The organism is Streptomyces sp. NPDC017225 (assembly GCF_044331465.1).
Taxonomy (GTDB): domain Bacteria; phylum Actinomycetota; class Actinomycetes; order Streptomycetales; family Streptomycetaceae; genus Streptomyces.
The window spans coordinates 147789-165032 of the sequence record NZ_JBIRNE010000015.1 but is presented as its reverse complement, the minus strand read 5'-3'; the positions used below and the strand labels follow the sequence as shown (position 1 = coordinate 165032).

The window sequence follows — 17244 nt, the reverse complement described above, 5'->3', positions numbered from 1 at the left end:
AAGGAGCCCATCCCGTGACGGAAGGCACCACCTCCGCCGCTGCCGAGGGTGCAGACACCCTGACTCGCCTCGAGAACGAGGGCGAGATCGCCGCGGACTACCTGGAGGGTCTGCTCGACATCGCCGACCTCGACGGCGACATCGACATGGACGTCGAGGCCGACCGTGCCTCTGTCTCGATCATCAGCGACTCGAACGGCCGTGACCTGGAGAAGCTGGTCGGCCGGGACGGTGAGGTGCTGGAGGCTCTGCAGGAGCTCACGCGCCTTGCCGTGCACCGGGAGACCGGGGACCGCAGCCGGCTGATGCTCGACATCGCGGAGTACCGGGCCAGGAAGCGAGCCGAGCTCTCCGAGCTGGGAGCCAAGGCCGCGGCCGAGGTCAGGAGCAGCGGCGAGCCCTCGCGGCTGAAGCCGATGACCCCCTTCGAGCGCAAGGTCGTGCACGACGCGGTCAAGGCCGCGGGTCTGCGCAGCGAGTCCGAGGGCGAGGAGCCGGAGCGCTTCGTCGTCGTGCTTCCCGCCTGATCGGTTCTCACGTTCTCCGGCCCCGTCTGTTGCGCAGACGGGGCCGAATTTTGTCAGCCTGATAGTTCTGGTGGTTCTGGCAGCGGCGACTGGTGCGCCGGTGCCGTACGGAAGGACGGTCCCCCGTGACGGAGGCAGCGGAGCTTCCCCCTGTGCCCGAGCAGGCGCGTGAAGTGTTCGGTGATCGGTACGCGGACGCGGTCCGCTACGCGGAGCTGCTCGCCGAGGCGGGGGTGAAGCGCGGTCTGATCGGTCCGCGTGAGGTGCCTCGCCTGTGGGAGCGGCATCTGCTGAACTGCGCGGTGCTCTCGGAGGTCGTGCCCGAGGGTGTGATGGTGTGCGACGTGGGCTCGGGCGCCGGCCTGCCGGGGATTCCGCTCGCGCTCGTCCGGGAGGATCTCAAGATCACTCTCTTGGAGCCGTTGCTGCGGCGTACGAACTTCCTGACCGAGGTCGTGGAGCTGCTGGGCCTGGACCATGTCACTGTCGTGCGTGGTCGGGCCGAGGAGGTCATGGGCAAGATGCCGCCGGTGCATGTGGTGACGGCCCGTGCCGTCGCTCCGTTGGACCGGCTGGCCACGTGGGGGGTTCCCCTGTTGCGCCCGTACGGCGAGATGCTCGCTCTCAAGGGGGACACGGCCGAGGAGGAGCTGAAGGCCTCGGCCACGGCGCTGAGCAAGCTGGGTGCGGTGGAGACGTCCATTCTGCATGTCGGTGAGGGGGTCGTGGACCCCATGTCCACTGTGGTGCGGGTTGAGGTCGGGGAGAGCCCGGGGGGTGTGCGCTTTGCCGCCAAGCGGGCCAAGGCGGCCCGGACGGGGCGGGCGCGTCGGCGCCGCGGATAGCGGCCCGGGTGGCCGCTATCCGCGTGAGAGGTGTCGGTCCTCCTGGCCGCTCCGTCGTGACGGCCGACGGTAGGGGGGCGGGACCGGCAGTACTCCACACAAGCTGCCAAAGCTGCGCATGCCGGAGTGTCGCGGTAGTTCGGCTTCGGCTGCGTGCATCGTGTTTCACGTGAAACGTCGCTCACTGCTGCACGGCATCATCAGTCGCGGCCGCGCTGCGGCCGACCCTCGTGACCGAAAGCCTCTCGGGTCGCTCGGGGAGGGCACGGAGTTGTCCACAGAGGTGGATTTCTCCACAGAACGCCAGGCCTCACTGGTTCATGACCCCGAAGGCATGGGAGGCTCTGTTCATTGCGAGCCTGAAGTCGAGGAGAGTGAATCCTTGCGGTCCGACGCCAATATCGCGGGACCGATGACCGATCCGGTCCCCGGTCCCCGTACCGAGTCGATGGGGGCGGATGTTTCACGTGAAACACCGCCTCCGATGGACGACACTCCGATCGGTCGTGCTGCCCAAGTGGCGGTGGATGCTCTGGGCCGTGCCGGTGAGGGGCTGCCACGGCCCGAGCGGACCAGGGTGATGGTCGTCGCCAACCAGAAGGGCGGTGTGGGCAAGACGACGACGACCGTCAATCTTGCCGCGTCGCTCGCCCTGCACGGCGCCCGGGTCCTGGTCGTCGACCTCGACCCGCAGGGCAATGCCTCTACTGCGCTGGGTATCGACCACCACGCCGACGTCCCCTCCATCTACGACGTGCTGGTCGAGAGCAGGCCGCTTTCAGAGGTGGTCCAGCCGGTCCCCGATGTCGAGGGACTCTTCTGTGCGCCGGCCACGATCGATCTCGCCGGTGCGGAGATCGAGCTGGTCTCTCTGGTGGCACGCGAGAGCCGGCTCGAGCGGGCGATCCAGGCGTACGAGCAGCCGCTGGACTACATCCTCATCGACTGCCCGCCCTCCCTCGGTCTGCTCACGGTCAACGCGCTCGTCGCGGGCCAGGAGGTGCTGATCCCGATCCAGTGCGAGTACTACGCGCTGGAAGGGCTGGGGCAGCTCCTGCGGAACGTCGAGCTGGTGCGGGGGCATCTCAACCCCACGCTGCACGTGTCGACGATCCTGCTCACCATGTACGACGGCCGGACGCGGCTCGCGTCACAGGTCGCGGACGAGGTGCGCAGTCACTTCGGGGGCGAGGTACTGCGGACGAGCATTCCGCGTTCGGTCCGTATCTCCGAGGCCCCGAGTTACGGGCAGACGGTTCTGACCTACGATCCAGGATCGAGTGGAGCTCTCTCCTATCTGGAGGCGGCACGCGAGATCGCGCTGCGGGGTGTGGGCGTCAGCTACGACGCGACACACGCCCACGCCGGCGCAGAGAACGACCCGAACATGGTGGAGGGGATCCAGTGAGTGATCGACGGAGGGGGCTGGGCCGTGGTCTGGGCGCACTGATCCCCAATGCTCCGACAGAGAAGTCGGTGGCCTCGGCGGCATTGGGGAATGCGGCCTCCGCTTCCCCCGGGTCGAGGTCACTGCTGCCGAACGACCGCGGGGTGGCCGCGGCGAAGGTGGCCACGCTGCCTCCGGTTCCACGTGAAACCGAGGAGTCGGCGGCCGCCGGTGCGGTATCGAGTGGTGCGGACACGCTCAGGTCGCCTGTGGGGGCGCACTTCGCGGAGGTCCCGCTCGACGCCATCACGCCGAACCCGAAGCAGCCGCGCAAGGACTTCGACGACGACGCGCTGGCCGAACTCGTCACCTCCATCAGGGAGGTGGGTCTCCTCCAGCCGGTCGTCGTCCGGCAGACGGGCCCTGGACGCTACGAGCTCATCATGGGTGAGCGTCGTTTCCGGGCTTGCCGAGAGCTGGAGATGGACGCCATCCCGGCGATCGTGCGGGCCACGGAGGACGAGAAGCTCCTTCTGGACGCGTTGCTGGAAAACCTGCACCGGGCCCAGCTGAACCCGCTGGAGGAGGCTTTCGCCTACGACCAGCTGCTGAAGGACTTCAGCTGTACGCACGACCAGCTGGCGGACCGCATCGGGCGCTCCCGGCCTCAGGTCTCCAACACACTGCGTCTGCTGAAGCTGTCGCCGAAGGTTCAGAACCGGGTGGCCGCCGGTGTGCTCTCCGCCGGGCATGCGCGGGCACTGCTCTCCGTGGAGGACCCCGAGGAGCAGGACCGGCTGGCTCACCGGATCGTGGCCGAGGGGCTGTCGGTGCGTTCGGTCGAGGAGATCGTGACCCTGATGGGTTCCCGGCCGCAGAAGACACAGCGGGCCAAGGGCCCACGGGCCGGTGCCCTGGTCTCCCCGGCGCTTTCGGACCTGGCGACGCGGCTCTCGGACCGATTCGAGACGCGGGTGAAGGTCGATCTGGGCCAGAAGAAGGGCAAGATCACCGTGGAGTTCGCTTCCATGGAGGATCTCGAGCGGATCCTGGGAAGCCTCGCCCCCGGTGAAGGGCCCGTGCTGCAGAAGGGTCTCTTGGACGGTGAGGCCGAGGAGGAGCTCGACTCCTGAGGCTCGGGCAGGTGGACCACGGACGTTGCTCCAGCTGCTGACGGGGCGGGTCGTGTCCGGTGCGTACCGGAACACGGCCCGCCCTTTGCATTGCGTCGGTGTCGGGGTCACCGCATCGTGGATACGATGCGATCGGGATGGCGCAGTCACCTGGCAGTACCTCTGAGCTGAGAGGAAGGCAGGGGCCATGCGAATGGTGAGACGTACCGGACTGGTGAGCGCGGCCTTGGGGCTGGGCGCGGTCGGTGGGTTCATCGGCAGCCTGCTCAGGGAACGGAGTGCTCTGACAGCCGCCCGCGACGCGGCGGGCGAAGGAAGCGAGGAACAGCCTTCATGGGGCGCCGGCTCGTACCGCTCACGCTGGACAACCTTCAGGACCTTCCCCAGCGCTGTCGCTCGTGCGTCTTCTGGGAGCTGGATCCCGTCAGCGGCGAAGCCGCGGTAAAGGCGGGCACACCGGGTCTGGAGAAGGAGTCCTGGATTTCCGCCGTCCTGCTGGACTGGGGATCGTGCGGCCGGGTGGTCTACGTCGATGACGTCCCGGTGGGCTTTGTTCTCTACGCGCCCCCGGCGTACGTACCGCGCTCGGCGGCGTTTCCCACCAGCCCTGTCTCGCCCGATGCGGTGCAGTTGATGACCGCGTTCGTGATGCCGCAATACCAGGGGCAGGGGCTGGGTCGGGTGATGGTCCAGACGGTCGCCAAGGATCTGCTGCGCCGGGGCTTCAAGGCGATCGAGGCGTTCGGGGATGCCCGCTGGAAGGAGCCCGCCTGCGTCCTGCCGACAGACCACCTGCTGGCTGTGGGCTTCAAGACGGTCCGGCCCCATCCCAGCCATCCGAGGCTGCGGCTGGATCTTCGCTCGACGTTGTCCTGGAAGGAAGACGTGGAGATGGCGCTGGACCGCCTGCTCGGGGCCGTCCAGAAGGAACCGGCACTGCGACCGCTGTAGCAACGCTGTGGTGCAGGAAGTCTGTGTAAAGCGAATGGGCCGACCCGTCCGGGTCGGCCCATTCGTGTTTCACGTGAAACGTCAGTCGGCGATGAAGTCCTCGAGGTCGCGAACGATCGCGGCCTTCGGCTTGGCACCGACGATGGTCTTGGCGACCTCGCCACCCTGGTAGACGTTCAGGGTCGGGATGGACATGACGCCGTACTTGGCGGCCGTGCCCGGGTTCTCGTCGATGTTGAGCTTGACGATCTCGATCTTGTCGCCGTACTCGGCGGCGATGGCCTCGAGGGACGGCGCGATCTGGCGGCACGGGCCGCACCAGGCGGCCCAGAAGTCCACCAGGACGGGCTTGTCGTTCTTGAGGACGTCCTGCTCGAAGGAGTCGTCGGTCACATGCTTCAGGGTGCCGGCCACGGCGGGCTCCTTAAGTGGTTGGTGCGTGGGGCGAACGGGGGTCAGACAGTGGTCTTCTCGGGCTCGGCCTTGTCCTCGTCGGTGAGCGCGGCGAGGAAGCGCTCGGCGTCGAGCGCGGCGGAGCAACCGGTGCCGGCGGCGGTGATCGCCTGTCGGTACGTGTGGTCGACCACGTCACCGGCGCCGAATACACCGGTCACGTTGGTGTGGGTCGACGGGGCCTCGACCTTCAGGTAGCCCTCCGGGTCCAGGTCGAGCTGGCCCTTGAAGAGCTCGGTGCGCGGGTCGTGGCCGATCGCGATGAAGAGGCCGGTCACCGCCAGGTCCGAGAGTTCGCCGGTCTTGACGTTGCGCAGCTTCAGGCCCGACAGCTTCTGGTCGCCCTGAACCTCGGCGACCTCGCTGTCCCAGACGAACGAGATCTTGGGGTCGCCGAAGGCGCGCTCCTGCATCGCCTTGGAGGCGCGCAGAGTGTCGCGGCGGTGGACGATCGTCACGGACTTGGCGAAGCGGGAGAGGAAGGTGGCCTCCTCCATCGCGGTGTCACCGCCGCCGATCACGGCGATGTCCTGGTCCTTGAAGAAGAAGCCGTCGCAGGTGGCGCACCAGGAGACGCCGCGGCCGGAGAGGGCGTCCTCGTTCGGCAGGCCGAGCTTGCGGTGCTGGGAACCGGTGGTGATGATGACGGCCTTGGCCCGGTGGACCGTGCCCGCGGTGTCGGTGACGGTCTTGATCTCACCGGTCAGGTCGACGGCGACGACATCGTCCGGGATCAGCTCGGCGCCGAAGCGCTCCGCCTGGGCCCGCATGTTGTCCATGAGCTCGGGGCCCATGATGCCGTCCTGGAAGCCCGGGAAGTTCTCCACCTCGGTGGTGTTCATCAGCGCACCACCCGCGGTGACGGCGCCCTCGAACACCAGCGGCTTCAGCGACGCGCGCGCGGTGTAGAGCGCCGCCGTGTAGCCGGCGGGCCCGGAGCCGATGATGATCACGTTTCGGACGTCGCTCACGGCTTCATTCCTCGTCTCTGGACTGCTGTCTTCAGGGCCGGGTGGAGCTTCTGTCGGAGCTCTCACCCCACCCAACGGATCCTACGGGGCCCGCATTCCCGCTGTGCCCGGGCACACGGAGCCGAAGGTCCGGGCATACGGGAAGAGGAACGGATCTCCGTGCTCAGGAACGTGCGTAGGAGTTCTTGAGAAGGATCTCGGCCTTGCTCACAGCAGGCTGTTCCACACACGTCGCCTCGACGATGTACGCGGTGACACGGCTGTCGTTGGAGGAGTCGGGCAGCACGACGAGTAGCGCTTCCTTCCCCTTGTAGACGCCTTCCTTCGTGGCGAGCGCCGCGTCGTCGCGGCCGATGCCCTTCTGGATGCACTCGGGAACCGTGGGCTGCTTGAAGACGCGGTTGTCACCACCGGTTTCGGACTCCATGCCGAAGCTGCGCGGCGTACGCGGTCCGTTCCGGGAGTCCTGCTCATGGGTGATGAGATCGTTGACCTGTTGCTTCAGCTTTTCCTCGGAGAAGGTGTCCGCGAGCGCGGTCTGCTGTCCGTGGGCGGTGTCGTCGGACGGGTTGCCCCCGGTGAGGGAGGTGACGATCACGGTGCCGAGCCCGAGGGCGGCAGCGGCGGCCACGGTGCCGAGGACGGCGATCCTGCGTCGCCCTCCTCGCCTGTGGTCCTTGCGGCCCGGGCCGGTGGACGAAGAGCGGGCATGCCCGGCGGGCCGGCTCGCCGGTGCCGATGTTTCACGTGAAACACGCGCGTCGTCGTTCGCGTCGGCCGCAGGCACCGCCGTGGCAGGCGAGGGCTCCGGGGTGCCCGGCGCCTTCGCCCTCGGCAGGGACTCGGCCGCCAGGGCGGCGTCGATCCGGTCGGCCACGTCGTCGGGCATTCGCGTCGGCCCCGGCAGTGTGCCGAGCAGTCCCTGGATCTCCTCCAGTGACGTGTAGACGTCCGCGCAGAGTTCGCAGGCCCCCAGATGCCGCCGTAGATCCGTGGTCCGTGAGGACGGGAGCAGGCCTTCGGCGAGGTCGGAGATCTCCGCGACGTCCGGGTGCCCGGTCATGTCTGTCGTCGACGACGTCACGCTCGTCCACCTCCGCCCTTCACTGCGGCTGCATCGCTCGGCCCCACGTCCGACGGACCCGCACGGTGCGGTCCCGCTGCGGGTGGGACGGATGCCCCCTGCGTCCGGTTCCGTTCCGCGCCGGGCTTCCCGCTGTCGCCGCTGCCGTCGGGGCGCAGGTGGGTGAGCAGCGGCAGGAGTCTGGCTCTGCCACGGGCGCACCTGCTCTTGATCGTGCCGATCGGTACATCGAGAATCCGGGCGGCCTCCGCGACGGGGTAGCCCTGCATGTCCACCAGGACCAGTGCCGCCCGCTGATCGGCCGGCAGGGTGCCCAGGGCCTCCAGCAGCTGACGATGCAGGTCGTTGCGCTCGGCGGGGGCCGAGGCCGACTCGTGCGGCTCCAGGAGCTGCTCCAGGCGCTCGGTGTCGTCGACGGGAGCGGTCTTCCGGGAGGCGGTCTTACGGGCGCGGTCCAGACAGGCGTTCACCGTGATGCGGTGCAGCCACGTCGTGACGGCTGCCTGCCCGCGGAAGGTGTGGGCGGCCCGGTAGGCGGAGACGAGGGCGTCCTGAACGGCGTCAGCGGCCTCCTCGCGGTCCCCCAGCGTCCGAAGGGCCACGGCCCAGAGCCGGTCGCGGTGACGGCGTACGAGTTCACCGAAGGCTTCGGGGTCGCCGTCGACGTGCCGGGCGAGGAGGTCCTGATCGCTGATGCCGCTGTCTGCGCTGTCACCCGCCATGGGCCTCCTCCCCCTCTTCCCCGGCGGGCTCTCAGCCCTTGAAGGTCACGTCGGTGACTGCCTGCTTGTACCCGGCGCCGCTGTAACCGTCGGCGGGAGCACTCGGCACGGCGGTGATCCACAGCAGGACGTACCGGGTCTTGAGTGGCTTCGCCGCTTTCACCGTGAGCGAGGTGTCACTGGTGGTGGCGGTCGCGATCTCCTTCATTCCGTCGATGCCGGTCGAGGGCGACAGGGAGTCGGTGGCGTAGAGGTGCACCGTCGTGTGATCACCCGCGTACCGGAGCCCTATCGACGCCGTCGAGAGCTCCTGGGACGAACCGAGGTCGTAGACGATGCCGACACCCGGCTTGTACGGCGCGAGCGTCGGCCCGTCGATGTACTTGTTCGTACGCCAGTAGGTCGAAGGGTCGCCGTCGTAGGTCTTGGCCACGTCCCCCGGGGCCTGGGCGCTGCCCTCGGCGACGTACTCCTGGGAGTCCTGGACGCTGATCGGCTTGACGGGCCGCCTGGGCTGCTCGTCGTTCTTGTCGTTGCCGTCAGTCGTCTGCGTCTGGTTCTGGTCTTCCGCCTTGCCGCCCCGTTCCATGATGGCGTCCGCGAGCTGCCAGCTGCCCAGGCCGAGCGCGGCGATCAGCAGAGCGGAGACACCCCATTTCAGTGCCTTGCCGGTGCGGCTCTGCAGCGGGGGCGGCGGTGCCGGCACTGGCTGGGTGGCGCCGGGGTGCGGCGTGGGACGGCCGTAGGCGCCCTGCTGATAGGCCGTGCGCTGGTAAGCGGGTGGAGTGGTGTAGGCGGGCTCCGGCGGGCGGATGCGAGGCATCTCGCCGATGGCCTTCACCAGCTCCTCCGGCGTGGTGCACGGAGACTCGTGACGGGAGGCGGTGGCGCCGTCGTTGGCGAGCGCCCGCATGGCGAGTTCGGACAGGCCGCGGTGTACGCCCGCGCGTACCTGGTCCGGCGGGATCAGTCCGATGTCCTTGGGCAGGCCGGCCAGGCCGTGGGCGTCGCTCTCGTACGGCCAGCGCTGGGTGAGAGTGGCGTACAGCAGGGCGCCGATGGCTTCGGTGTCGGCGCGCTGAGGAGTGTCGGAGCCGATGCCGCGGAGCGCGGCGTTGACGGCGAGTCCACGGATCCGCCACTGGCCCGTCGATGTGCGCAGCACGGCGGTGGGGCTCAGGCGCAGGTGGGCGAGGCCCTCGCGGTGCGCTGCCGCCATGGCGGAGGCGATCTGGCTGACCATCTGGTAGGCGTCGTACACCTCCAGCGGGCCGGAGGCGAGCAGCGCGGTCAGCTCGGTGGCGTCGGGGAGCCACTCGTGCACGACGTAGACGATGTCGTTGTCCTCGACGGCGTCGAGGACCTGGACGAAGCGGGGGTCGCCGAGAAGGGCGGAGGAACGTGCCGCGGCCAGTACGGATCGGGCGCGCGCGTGGTCCGAGGGGAGGATGTGGACCCCGACGGCGCGGCGGAGCTTCTCGTCGACGGCCCGCCAACTGCTGAAGCCGTCCAGACGGGTGACGCATTCCTCGAGGCGGTAGCGTCTGGCGAGCTTGTGCCCGCTGTGCAGTTCGGGAGGCGAGGTCCTGCCGGAATCCTCGCTCGTGGGGCTCCCCTGTGCCTCGTCGCTGTCCGTGTCCCGCTCCCGGTTGTTGGCCACCCCGTCGGCCGTGGACTGGTCCGCCTGTGCGGTCAGCGGCTCGTCGCCGCTGTTGTCTGCCACGTCGACGGCAGCTGTGCTCCGTTCCGCCACCGTCGTTCCTGCCTCCCCATATCAATGCGCGCCGACCGGCTCTCGATGCGCGCGGTCCGACGCCGAACCCAATTGTGCCCACAGTCCGCCGCTATGCACGACACACAGTGGCAGACGATGGTTGTGCGCCTACCCCCGGTCTCAGCGTCCCAGGCGTCCGCGCACCATGCCGACCAGCGAGTTGACTTCCTCGATGCGCATACGGCGGGCGGCGACGAAGAAGACGCCGAACAGGAGCACTCCGCCGGCCAGCAGCGCGGCGAACGATCCGAGGACGCCCTGGCCGAGCGCACGGCTGATCGCGTAGCAGGCCGCACCGCTGATCAGGGCGGCCGGGACGGACGCGATGCACAGCCGGGCGTAGGTCCGCAGGACCCGGGCGCCGTCCAGGTCCCCACCGAGCCGCTTGCGCAGCCTGCGCCAGGCGATGCCCACACCGATCACGTAGGCCAGGCCGTAGGACGCGGCCATGCCGACGACGGCCCAGCGCGAGGGCAGCAGGAAGTAACACAGTGCCGAGGCCGCGGCGTTGACCACGGCCACGATGACGGTGTTGTAGAAGGGCGTCCGGGTGTCCTCGTAGGCGTAGAAGGCACGCAGGACGACGTACTGCACGGAGTACGGGATGAGGCCGAGGCCGAAGGCCATCAGCATGTAGCCCATGTTGGTGGCCGCGCCGGTGCCCGAGGAGCCGAAGATCAGCGTGCACATCGGGATGCCGAGCGCGACGAAGCCGAACGAGACCGGAACGATGGCGACGGCGGTCGTGCGCAAGCCCTGGGAGATGTCGTCGCGGACCGCGCCACCGTCCTCCTCGGATGCCGAGCGTGAGATGCGGGGGAGCAGGGCGGCCATCAGGGAGACGGTGATGATGGCCTGCGGCAGGCCCCAGATGAGCTGGGCGTTGGCGTAGGCGCTGTAACCGGTGCCGGGGATGTCGGCATCCGTGACCGAGGCAGTGGCCAGCTGGATGACGACGAGCGCGCCCGCCTGGTTGGCGAGCACGAACAGGATCGTCCACTTGGCGAGCATCGCGGCTTTGCCGAGGCCGTGGCCCTTCCAGTCGAACCGCAGCCGCAGCTTGAAACCGGTCTCGCGCAGGTAGGGGATCATCGCCAGGGCTTGGACCACGAGGCCGAGGAGGATGCCGACCCCGAGGAGTCGCTCACCCTCCGGAGGGATGCTCTCGACGGTCATACCGGAGTCTGCGGCGGTGCCGTACACCCAGAGGAACATGCCGAGCGTGACGATGATGACGATGTTGTTCAGGACCGGGGTCCACATCATCGCGCCGAACCGGCCACGGGCGTTGAGGATCTGCCCCATCACCACGTGGACACCCATGAAGAAGATGGACGGCAGGAAGTACCGGGTGAAGGTGATGGCCGTCTCGTTGGCCGCGGGGTCCGAGGCGACCGGGTTCGACAGCGCGCGGACCAGCAGCGGGGCCGTGAGCATGGCCAGCACGGTGAGGGCACCGAGGGCCACCATGACGAGGGTCAGAAGCCGGTTGGCGTAGGCCTCGCCACCGTCGTCGTCCTCTTTCATGGAGCGCACGAGCTGCGGAACGAAGACCGAGTTGAGGCCGCCGCCGACGGTCAGGATGTAGATCATCGTCGGCAGCTGGTAGGCGATCTGGAAGGACTCGCCCAGCAGAGCGAGCCCCAGAGCCGAGACGATCATCGCGGAGCGGATGAACCCGGTCAGCCGGGACACCATCGTGCCCGCCGCCATCACGGCGCTCGACTTCAGCAGGCCGCCCGCGCGTCCGCCCTTCTTGGGGGCGGTCGGCGGGGCAGCGGGCTCGGGTTCCAGGAGAGGTGTCTCGGCCGCTTCCGGCGTGGGAGCCACCGCGTACTGCCCCGGTGCGGGCGCCGCGTGCTGCCCGGGCGTCGGAGCGGGGCCGCCGTACTGGCCGTGTGCCGAAGCGTTTCCGTAGGGGCCGGGGGCCTGGTACCCACCGTACTGACCGGGTGCCGGAGCGTGTCCGTACGGGGTGGGGCCCTGGTGCCCGCCGTACTGGCCCGGCCCCGGTGTCCCGCCGTACTGCCCCGGAGCCGGGGCGGGGGCGGGGACGGACGCCTGGTCGTCGTAGGAGGGGTGGCCGCCGCCCTGCTGCTGGTCGCGGAACAGGTGGGCGAAGGCGTCGGGCTCGTGGCGCTGCTCGCCGGCCTGGGTGACCAGGTCGTCCACGCCGACGAACTGGGTGGTCCGCGGGTCGTCGCCGTAGGGCAGGTACTGCGTGGGTCCCTCGGGTTCGGGGGCCGGGGTCTGGGCCCAGACGTGCGGGTCGGGGGCGTAGGGCGACTGGGAGGGCTGGGAGTACAGCGGCTGCTGCGGCGGGTACGTGCCCGGCGGCGGCGGTGGGTGCGCGGCGCGGTCGTAGAGGGCCTCGGAGACCGGGTCCTGGGCGGAGAGGTCCTGTGCCCGGTAGGGATCCTGGTCGTAGGCATCCTGGAGGTACATGTCCGCGGGCTGCTGCGGCGGTGTCTGGCCGGGTTCGGGCGGCGGACCCTCGGAGTGACCCGAGCCGTCCACGGCCTGACCGCGGTCACCGTCGTACGGCGCGTTCATGGTTACCCCACCTCATCGTCCCGGGCCCACCGGCCACGACATCCTCAACGGTCCACTCTCTCACCCGTGCCGGACGGGTCGGCGCTTTCCGCTGCGGTGTCCGGTGTCGGGTCACTCGGCTGCTCGGGGTCGCCTGCCCGGGGGTGTGCCTCGGACTCCTTGTGGGGACGTTCGGCGGGGTCTTCCGGTTTCTCCGGACCGTCCTCGGAGTTCTTCGGGACCTCGGGTCCCTCCGCCTCGCCGGTTTCGTTCTTCTCGGCTTCGCGGGCCGCGGCCCGCTTGCGCTGCGTGTACATCCGGAAGCCGGCGAGGACGAGCAGCAGGACACCGCCGCCGATGACGAGCATCACGGTGGCGGTGATCTCGGTGACCTTCACGTCGAAGGTGACGGGCTCGCCGTACTTCCGCCCGTCCATCGTGTACAGCTGGGCGATCACCGTCGCCCGGCCGTTCGCGTTGGCCGACGTGGTGAACTTCACCGACTGGCTGTGTCCGCCGGAGACCGAGATCGGCTGCTCTTCGTAGTCGGCGCCGTCGATCTCCAGGCGCGTCGGGTTCGTCGAGGTGAGGCGCAGGACCAGGGGGCCGACGTCCTGCACCAGGTTGTTCTGCACCGTCACGGGGATCGTGGCGCTGCGGCCGGAGAGTTTCGTCTCCGACTTGTCGATCAGTTTGACCCGGCCGGTCAGCCCGTCGAGGTACGACTTCACGCCGGCGCGGTAGGACTCCGCCTCGTCGGCACGGCCTCGCCACGACGCCGACATCTCCCGGTTCAGGGCGCGTCCGAAGGGTGTCGCCACCCGGGACGGGTCCGACAGGACGACCTTGAAGTTGTCGAGCGTGTCCTGTGTGCGGGCGATCTGCGCGAACGCCGACCGGGGCAGCTCCTTCCTGCGCAGCGCCGCGGGATAGGAGGAGGCGGCCGGCACCTTCGTGGTGGCGTCCGGGTCCGGCTTGGCCGCCGCGGCCGCCGCCAGTCTCTGGGTCTCGGACCAGGTGCCGTCCTGCAGCGCGCGCAGGGCCTCGGCCATCGCGCGGGCCTGGCTCCCGGAGGGCATGCGCTGCGGGGCGACGACGACGCTGCGCTGCTTGCCGGTCTGGAGGTTCAGGGCGAGGCTCTGGGCGAGGAACCGCTGGACCGCGAGCGTGGACGCGGAGGCCTTCGTCAGGTCCCCTTCGAACGCCCTGGACATCCGGGCGTCCGCGACGACGGCCGTCGTGCCGCCGCCGATGGGGCGGGCCGCGGAAGGCGTGTAGGGCAGGCCCCTGGTCTCCTGGAGGCTGTCGCTGCGGGCGATCACCTTGTCGGCGCCCGCGGAGGTGGCGACCTTGACGATCGACCGGTCGACGGCGCCTTCCACAGGCCAGGCGAAGTCGGTGCTGGGCTTCATGTGGAGGATCGGCTCGACCGTGTTGTCGATGACGTCAGTGGCGCTCTTCAGCTGGTTCAGCGAGCCGGTGACGTCCGTGCCGTTGTGGGCCAGGGAGGCCAGGTCCGGGTCGGCGTAGGGCAGGGCGACGACCTCCTCGTCGGCCACCGCGTCCTGCAGTTCGGCGAGCCACTGTTTGGCGACCGCCTGATGGGTGCCCGCGACGGTCTTGTCGCCGTCCCGGATGCGGTAGTTGCCCGTCATCGCGTCGACGGAGGCCAGCAGGTCCGGGTCGACCACCCAGGTGACGTCGAGGTCCTTGCCCAGCGTCACCATCTGGTTCAGACGGCCCCCGGGAGAGATCTCCTTGGCCAGGGCGTCGTTGAGGAAGACCGGCGTCTGCTCGTCGTTCGGTCCGGTCTCGGCGGCCATGTGGGTGGTCGACACGAGCGGCCACAGAGCCGTCGTCTTCGTCATGGGGTCGGCCCCGTCGGGCTGCCAGGGCAGGAAGGTCCGCTGGATGCCGAGGATCTGCTCCCACGGCTGCGCGGAGGTCTCACCGGAGAGCGAGACGGCGAATTCGTAGACGCCGTCCCCGCCGAGGTCCAGGTCGTCGACCGGTACGGAGATGTTGAAGTGCTCGGCGACACCGGGGGTGAGCTTGGAGAACTTCTCGGTGTACTTGTCGTCGATCTCCGGGGCGATGGACCCCTGGAGATCGTCGCTGTCCTTGGCGATCGCGTCGAGGGACGAGCGGGTGTTGACCTCGGGCCCCACGCGCAGGCCCACGTGTGCGTCGGTGACGGTCTGCTTGCCGTTGTTCGTCACGGTGCCGGACACGGTCACCGTGTCCCCGTCCGTGGGCGCGGAGGGGGTGAGTGAGTCGACGGCGACGGCCACCGGGCCCGAATCGGCGTCGGCCTTGGCGGTGGACTGTCCGTCGGCGTGCGCCGGGCCCGCGGCCGGCAGCTGGACCAGACCCGCCAGCAGCGGCGTCCCGGCCAGCAGCGCCGTGGTGCGCCGTAGCCACCGGCGGGCAGGTGAGGGACTGGTCCCCTGGAAGTCTGCCGCCTCGGCCACGCGCTCGCCCGTCCCTCGTCGTCGTCAGTGGTCGTCGGAATGTGCGTCCACGCATGGTAACGATGCGCGCCGAGGGGAAGTGCCGCGGAGTACGCCACAAGATCCGCCACAGTGCGGAGCCGCACCGTATGCGCGTCTACAAAGGTAGCGCCGTGGAAGTGCGGGATCCGGCGTGTGATCACCCCGATCAATGGGGGCGCCCGTGTCCGCCCGGGCCACGTACCCTGTTCTGTTGTGCCGAACGCCAACGAACTCAGCCCCAGTGCCCCCAGCCAGGAGCAGCGTCGCGCGGTGAGTGAACCGCTGCGGGTGGCCCCTGTCGCCGACGACCTCGCCCGCCGCTTTCAGGAGGCCGGGTTCTCTCTCGCCCTGGTGGGCGGCTCGGTCCGGGACGCGTTGCTCGGCCGGCTCGGCAACGACCTGGACTTCACCACAGACGCCCGCCCGCAGGACGTCCTGAAGATCATGCGGCCCTGGGCGGATGCCGTCTGGGAGGTCGGGATCGCGTTCGGCACTGTGGGGGCACAGAAAGAGGCCCGCGTCGGAGACGCCGATCGGAGCTGGCAGATCGAGGTGACCACCTACCGGTCGGAGGCGTACGACCGCACCTCGCGCAAGCCCGAGGTGTCCTACGGAGACTCCATCGAGGAGGATCTCGTCCGGCGGGACTTCACTGTGAACGCCATGGCGGTCGCGCTTCCGGAGAAGAAGTTCATCGATCCGTACGGTGGCCTCGACGATCTCGCGGCGCGTGTGCTGCGTACTCCGGGTACTCCCGAGGAGTCCTTCTCGGACGATCCGCTCCGGATGATGCGGGCCGCGCGCTTCGCCGCGCAGCTGGACTTCGAGGTGGCTCCCGAGGTGGTCGCCGCCATGAAGGACATGGCCGAACGCATCGACATCGTCTCGGCCGAGCGGGTCAGGGACGAGCTGAACAAGCTGATTCTCTCGTCCCATCCACGCAAGGGCCTGTCCTTGCTGGTGGAGACCGGCATCGCCGAGCGGGTCCTGCCGGAGCTGCCGGCGCTGCGCCTGGAGCGGGACGAACACCACCGGCACAAGGACGTCTACGACCACACGCTCATCGTTCTGGAGCAGGCGATGGCCCTGGAGAGCGAGGGCCCCGACCTGACCCTCCGCCTGGCCGCCCTGCTGCATGACATCGGCAAGCCGCGTACACGCCGTTTCGAGACGGACGGCCGGGTCTCGTTCCACCACCACGAAGTGGTCGGGGCGAAGATGACGAAGAAGCGCATGACGGCGCTCAAGTACCCCAACGACCTGGTGAAGGACGTCTCCCGCCTGGTCGAGCTGCACCTGCGTTTCCATGGTTACGGCACGGGTGAGTGGACGGACTCGGCGGTTCGCCGGTATGTCCGGGACGCCGGTCCGCTGCTCGACCGGCTCCACAAGCTGACCCGCTCGGACTGCACGACCCGCAACAAGCGCAAGGCCTCGGCGCTCTCGCGTGCGTACGACGGGCTGGAGGAGCGGATCGCGCAGCTGCAGGAGCAGGAGGAGCTGGACGCGATCCGCCCGGACCTGGACGGCAACGAGATCATGGAGATCCTCGGTATCCGCCCCGGGCCGGCCGTCGGCCAGGCCTACAAGCACCTGATGGAGCTCCGCCTGGAGAACGGGCCCATGGGGCACGACGCTGCCGTGGCGGCGCTCCAGGAGTGGTGGGCCGAGCAGGAGGCGTGAGCGGTGGACCGGGGTGGTCGTGTTTCACGTGAAACACGACCCCTGCTGACAAGCGTGAGGGTTCGAGCATGCGAAGGGGCGGTGTTTCCCAGGAAACGCCGCCCCTTGCTGCACGTCCGAGAGCTTTGCCCTACTTCTTGTAATCCTTCAGGCAGAGCAGGAAGTCGCTGCCGCTACCGCTCTCGGTGTACGAGTACTGGAAGCCCTTGGCCTTTTCCGAGCACTTGCTGTCGGCGGTGAGGGCGGAGTAGGAGCCCTCGATCTTGGCCAGTACTTCGTACTGGGCCTTCGCGTCACCGCAGTCGACGACCTCGAGGTCCGGGTCGCTGTCGCTGCTGCTGCCGCGGTGCATGCAGTCGCCGACCGCTGCCGTGGTGGCGTCGTCCCGGCTGGCGAGGTAACCACCGACGGCCACACCGACGACGATCACGGCGATCACGATGTTCTTGATCGTCTTGAAGCTCAGTTTGCGGGCCGGCTGTGGCGGGACCGGGGCGTACGGTGCACCCTGCTGGGGGAAGCCGGGCTGGCCAGGCTGCTGCGGGAACCCCTGCTGACCCTGGGCGTACGGGTTCTGTCCCTGCGGCGGCTGCGGAACCGGCGGCTGGCCCTGGGCGAATGGGTTGCCCTGAGGCGGTGGAGTGGTCACTGGGGGTCCCCCTGAAACATAGGTGCGTGTCGCGAACATGA

The 17244-nt window shown here is 69.1% G+C and carries 14 protein-coding genes; 6 read left to right on the top strand and 8 right to left on the bottom strand.

The genetic code is table 11. From position 1 onward, the window contains the following. Positions 1-14 precede the first annotated feature (14 nt). The 5 genes from ACH4NX_RS28600 (at position 15) to ACH4NX_RS28580 (ending at position 4843) form a co-directional block, all read left to right on the top strand. Positions 15-527, top strand: coding sequence for a protein jag (locus ACH4NX_RS28600; RefSeq protein WP_398129067.1), 513 nt, complete (start codon positions 15-17; stop codon positions 525-527). Positions 528-652: 125 nt separating this feature from the next. Then, positions 653-1372, top strand: a complete 720-nt coding sequence (rsmG, locus tag ACH4NX_RS28595; protein WP_345595842.1) for a 16S rRNA (guanine(527)-N(7))-methyltransferase RsmG — start codon at positions 653-655, stop codon at positions 1370-1372. Between the two features lie 334 nt (positions 1373-1706). Next, a complete protein-coding gene (locus ACH4NX_RS28590) occupies positions 1707-2780 on the top strand; it encodes a ParA family protein (protein WP_351387755.1) in 1074 nt (357 codons plus the stop codon). Continuing rightward, the gene (locus ACH4NX_RS28585; protein WP_351387620.1) at positions 2777-3892 is read left to right on the top strand and encodes a ParB/RepB/Spo0J family partition protein; all 1116 of its coding nucleotides are present in this window, start codon (positions 2777-2779) and stop codon (positions 3890-3892) included. The genes ACH4NX_RS28590 and ACH4NX_RS28585 overlap by 4 nt, the downstream gene beginning before the upstream one ends. Positions 3893-4225: 333 nt before the next feature. Next, positions 4226-4843 (top strand): GNAT family N-acetyltransferase, encoded by a 618-nt coding sequence (locus ACH4NX_RS28580; protein ID WP_351387623.1) that lies wholly within the window; start codon positions 4226-4228, stop codon positions 4841-4843. 81 nt (positions 4844-4924) lie between these two features. On the opposite strand, the gene trxA is transcribed toward ACH4NX_RS28580, so the two are convergent. From trxA to ACH4NX_RS28545, 7 genes are all read right to left on the bottom strand, one after another. After that, positions 4925-5257, bottom strand: a complete 333-nt coding sequence (trxA, locus tag ACH4NX_RS28575; protein ID WP_003975042.1) for a thioredoxin — start codon at positions 5255-5257, stop codon at positions 4925-4927. 41 nt (positions 5258-5298) lie between these two features. Further along, on the bottom strand, positions 5299-6267 hold the full coding sequence (gene trxB, locus ACH4NX_RS28570; RefSeq protein WP_279564449.1) for a thioredoxin-disulfide reductase: 969 nt from the start codon (positions 6265-6267) through the stop codon (positions 5299-5301). A gap of 163 nt (positions 6268-6430) precedes the next feature. After that, positions 6431-7330: an anti-sigma factor family protein gene (locus ACH4NX_RS28565; protein ID WP_398129128.1), complete on the bottom strand. Its 900-nt coding sequence runs from the start codon at positions 7328-7330 to the stop codon at positions 6431-6433. Between the two features lie 17 nt (positions 7331-7347). After that, positions 7348-8073, bottom strand: coding sequence for an RNA polymerase sigma factor SigM (gene sigM, locus ACH4NX_RS28560; RefSeq protein WP_398129068.1), 726 nt, complete (start codon positions 8071-8073; stop codon positions 7348-7350). A 31-nt stretch (positions 8074-8104) separates the two neighbouring features. Then, positions 8105-9826: a protein kinase family protein gene (locus tag ACH4NX_RS28555; protein ID WP_398129069.1), complete on the bottom strand. Its 1722-nt coding sequence runs from the start codon at positions 9824-9826 to the stop codon at positions 8105-8107. A gap of 141 nt (positions 9827-9967) precedes the next feature. Then, positions 9968-12400: a murein biosynthesis integral membrane protein MurJ gene (gene murJ / locus ACH4NX_RS28550; protein WP_398129070.1), complete on the bottom strand. Its 2433-nt coding sequence runs from the start codon at positions 12398-12400 to the stop codon at positions 9968-9970. A 44-nt stretch (positions 12401-12444) separates the two neighbouring features. Continuing rightward, on the bottom strand, positions 12445-14850 hold the full coding sequence (locus tag ACH4NX_RS28545; protein ID WP_398129071.1) for a DUF6049 family protein: 2406 nt from the start codon (positions 14848-14850) through the stop codon (positions 12445-12447). 234 nt (positions 14851-15084) lie between these two features. Between ACH4NX_RS28545 and ACH4NX_RS28540 the strand changes: the two genes are divergently transcribed. Continuing rightward, positions 15085-16554 (top strand): CCA tRNA nucleotidyltransferase, encoded by a 1470-nt coding sequence (locus ACH4NX_RS28540; RefSeq protein WP_351387633.1) that lies wholly within the window; start codon positions 15085-15087, stop codon positions 16552-16554. 130 nt (positions 16555-16684) lie between these two features. Here ACH4NX_RS28540 and ACH4NX_RS28535 read toward each other — a convergent pair whose 3' ends face one another. Next, a complete protein-coding gene (locus ACH4NX_RS28535) occupies positions 16685-17203 on the bottom strand; it encodes a hypothetical protein (RefSeq protein ID WP_351387637.1) in 519 nt (172 codons plus the stop codon). Positions 17204-17244 lie beyond the last annotated feature (41 nt).

Bases quoted from the DNA above. Each gene is read 5' to 3' on its own strand.
- ACH4NX_RS28590 (WP_351387755.1), top strand. From the start codon at position 1,707: ATGGGAGGCTCTGTTCATTGCGAGCCTGAAGTCGAGGAGAGTGAATCC.
- ACH4NX_RS28580 (WP_351387623.1), top strand. From the start codon at position 4,226: ATGGGGCGCCGGCTCGTACCGCTCACGCTGGACAACCTTCAGGACCTT.
- ACH4NX_RS28565 (WP_398129128.1), bottom strand. From the start codon at position 7,330: ATGACCGGGCACCCGGACGTCGCGGAGATCTCCGACCTCGCCGAAGGC.
- sigM (WP_398129068.1), bottom strand. From the start codon at position 8,073: ATGGCGGGTGACAGCGCAGACAGCGGCATCAGCGATCAGGACCTCCTC.
- murJ (WP_398129070.1), bottom strand. From the start codon at position 12,400: ATGAACGCGCCGTACGACGGTGACCGCGGTCAGGCCGTGGACGGCTCG.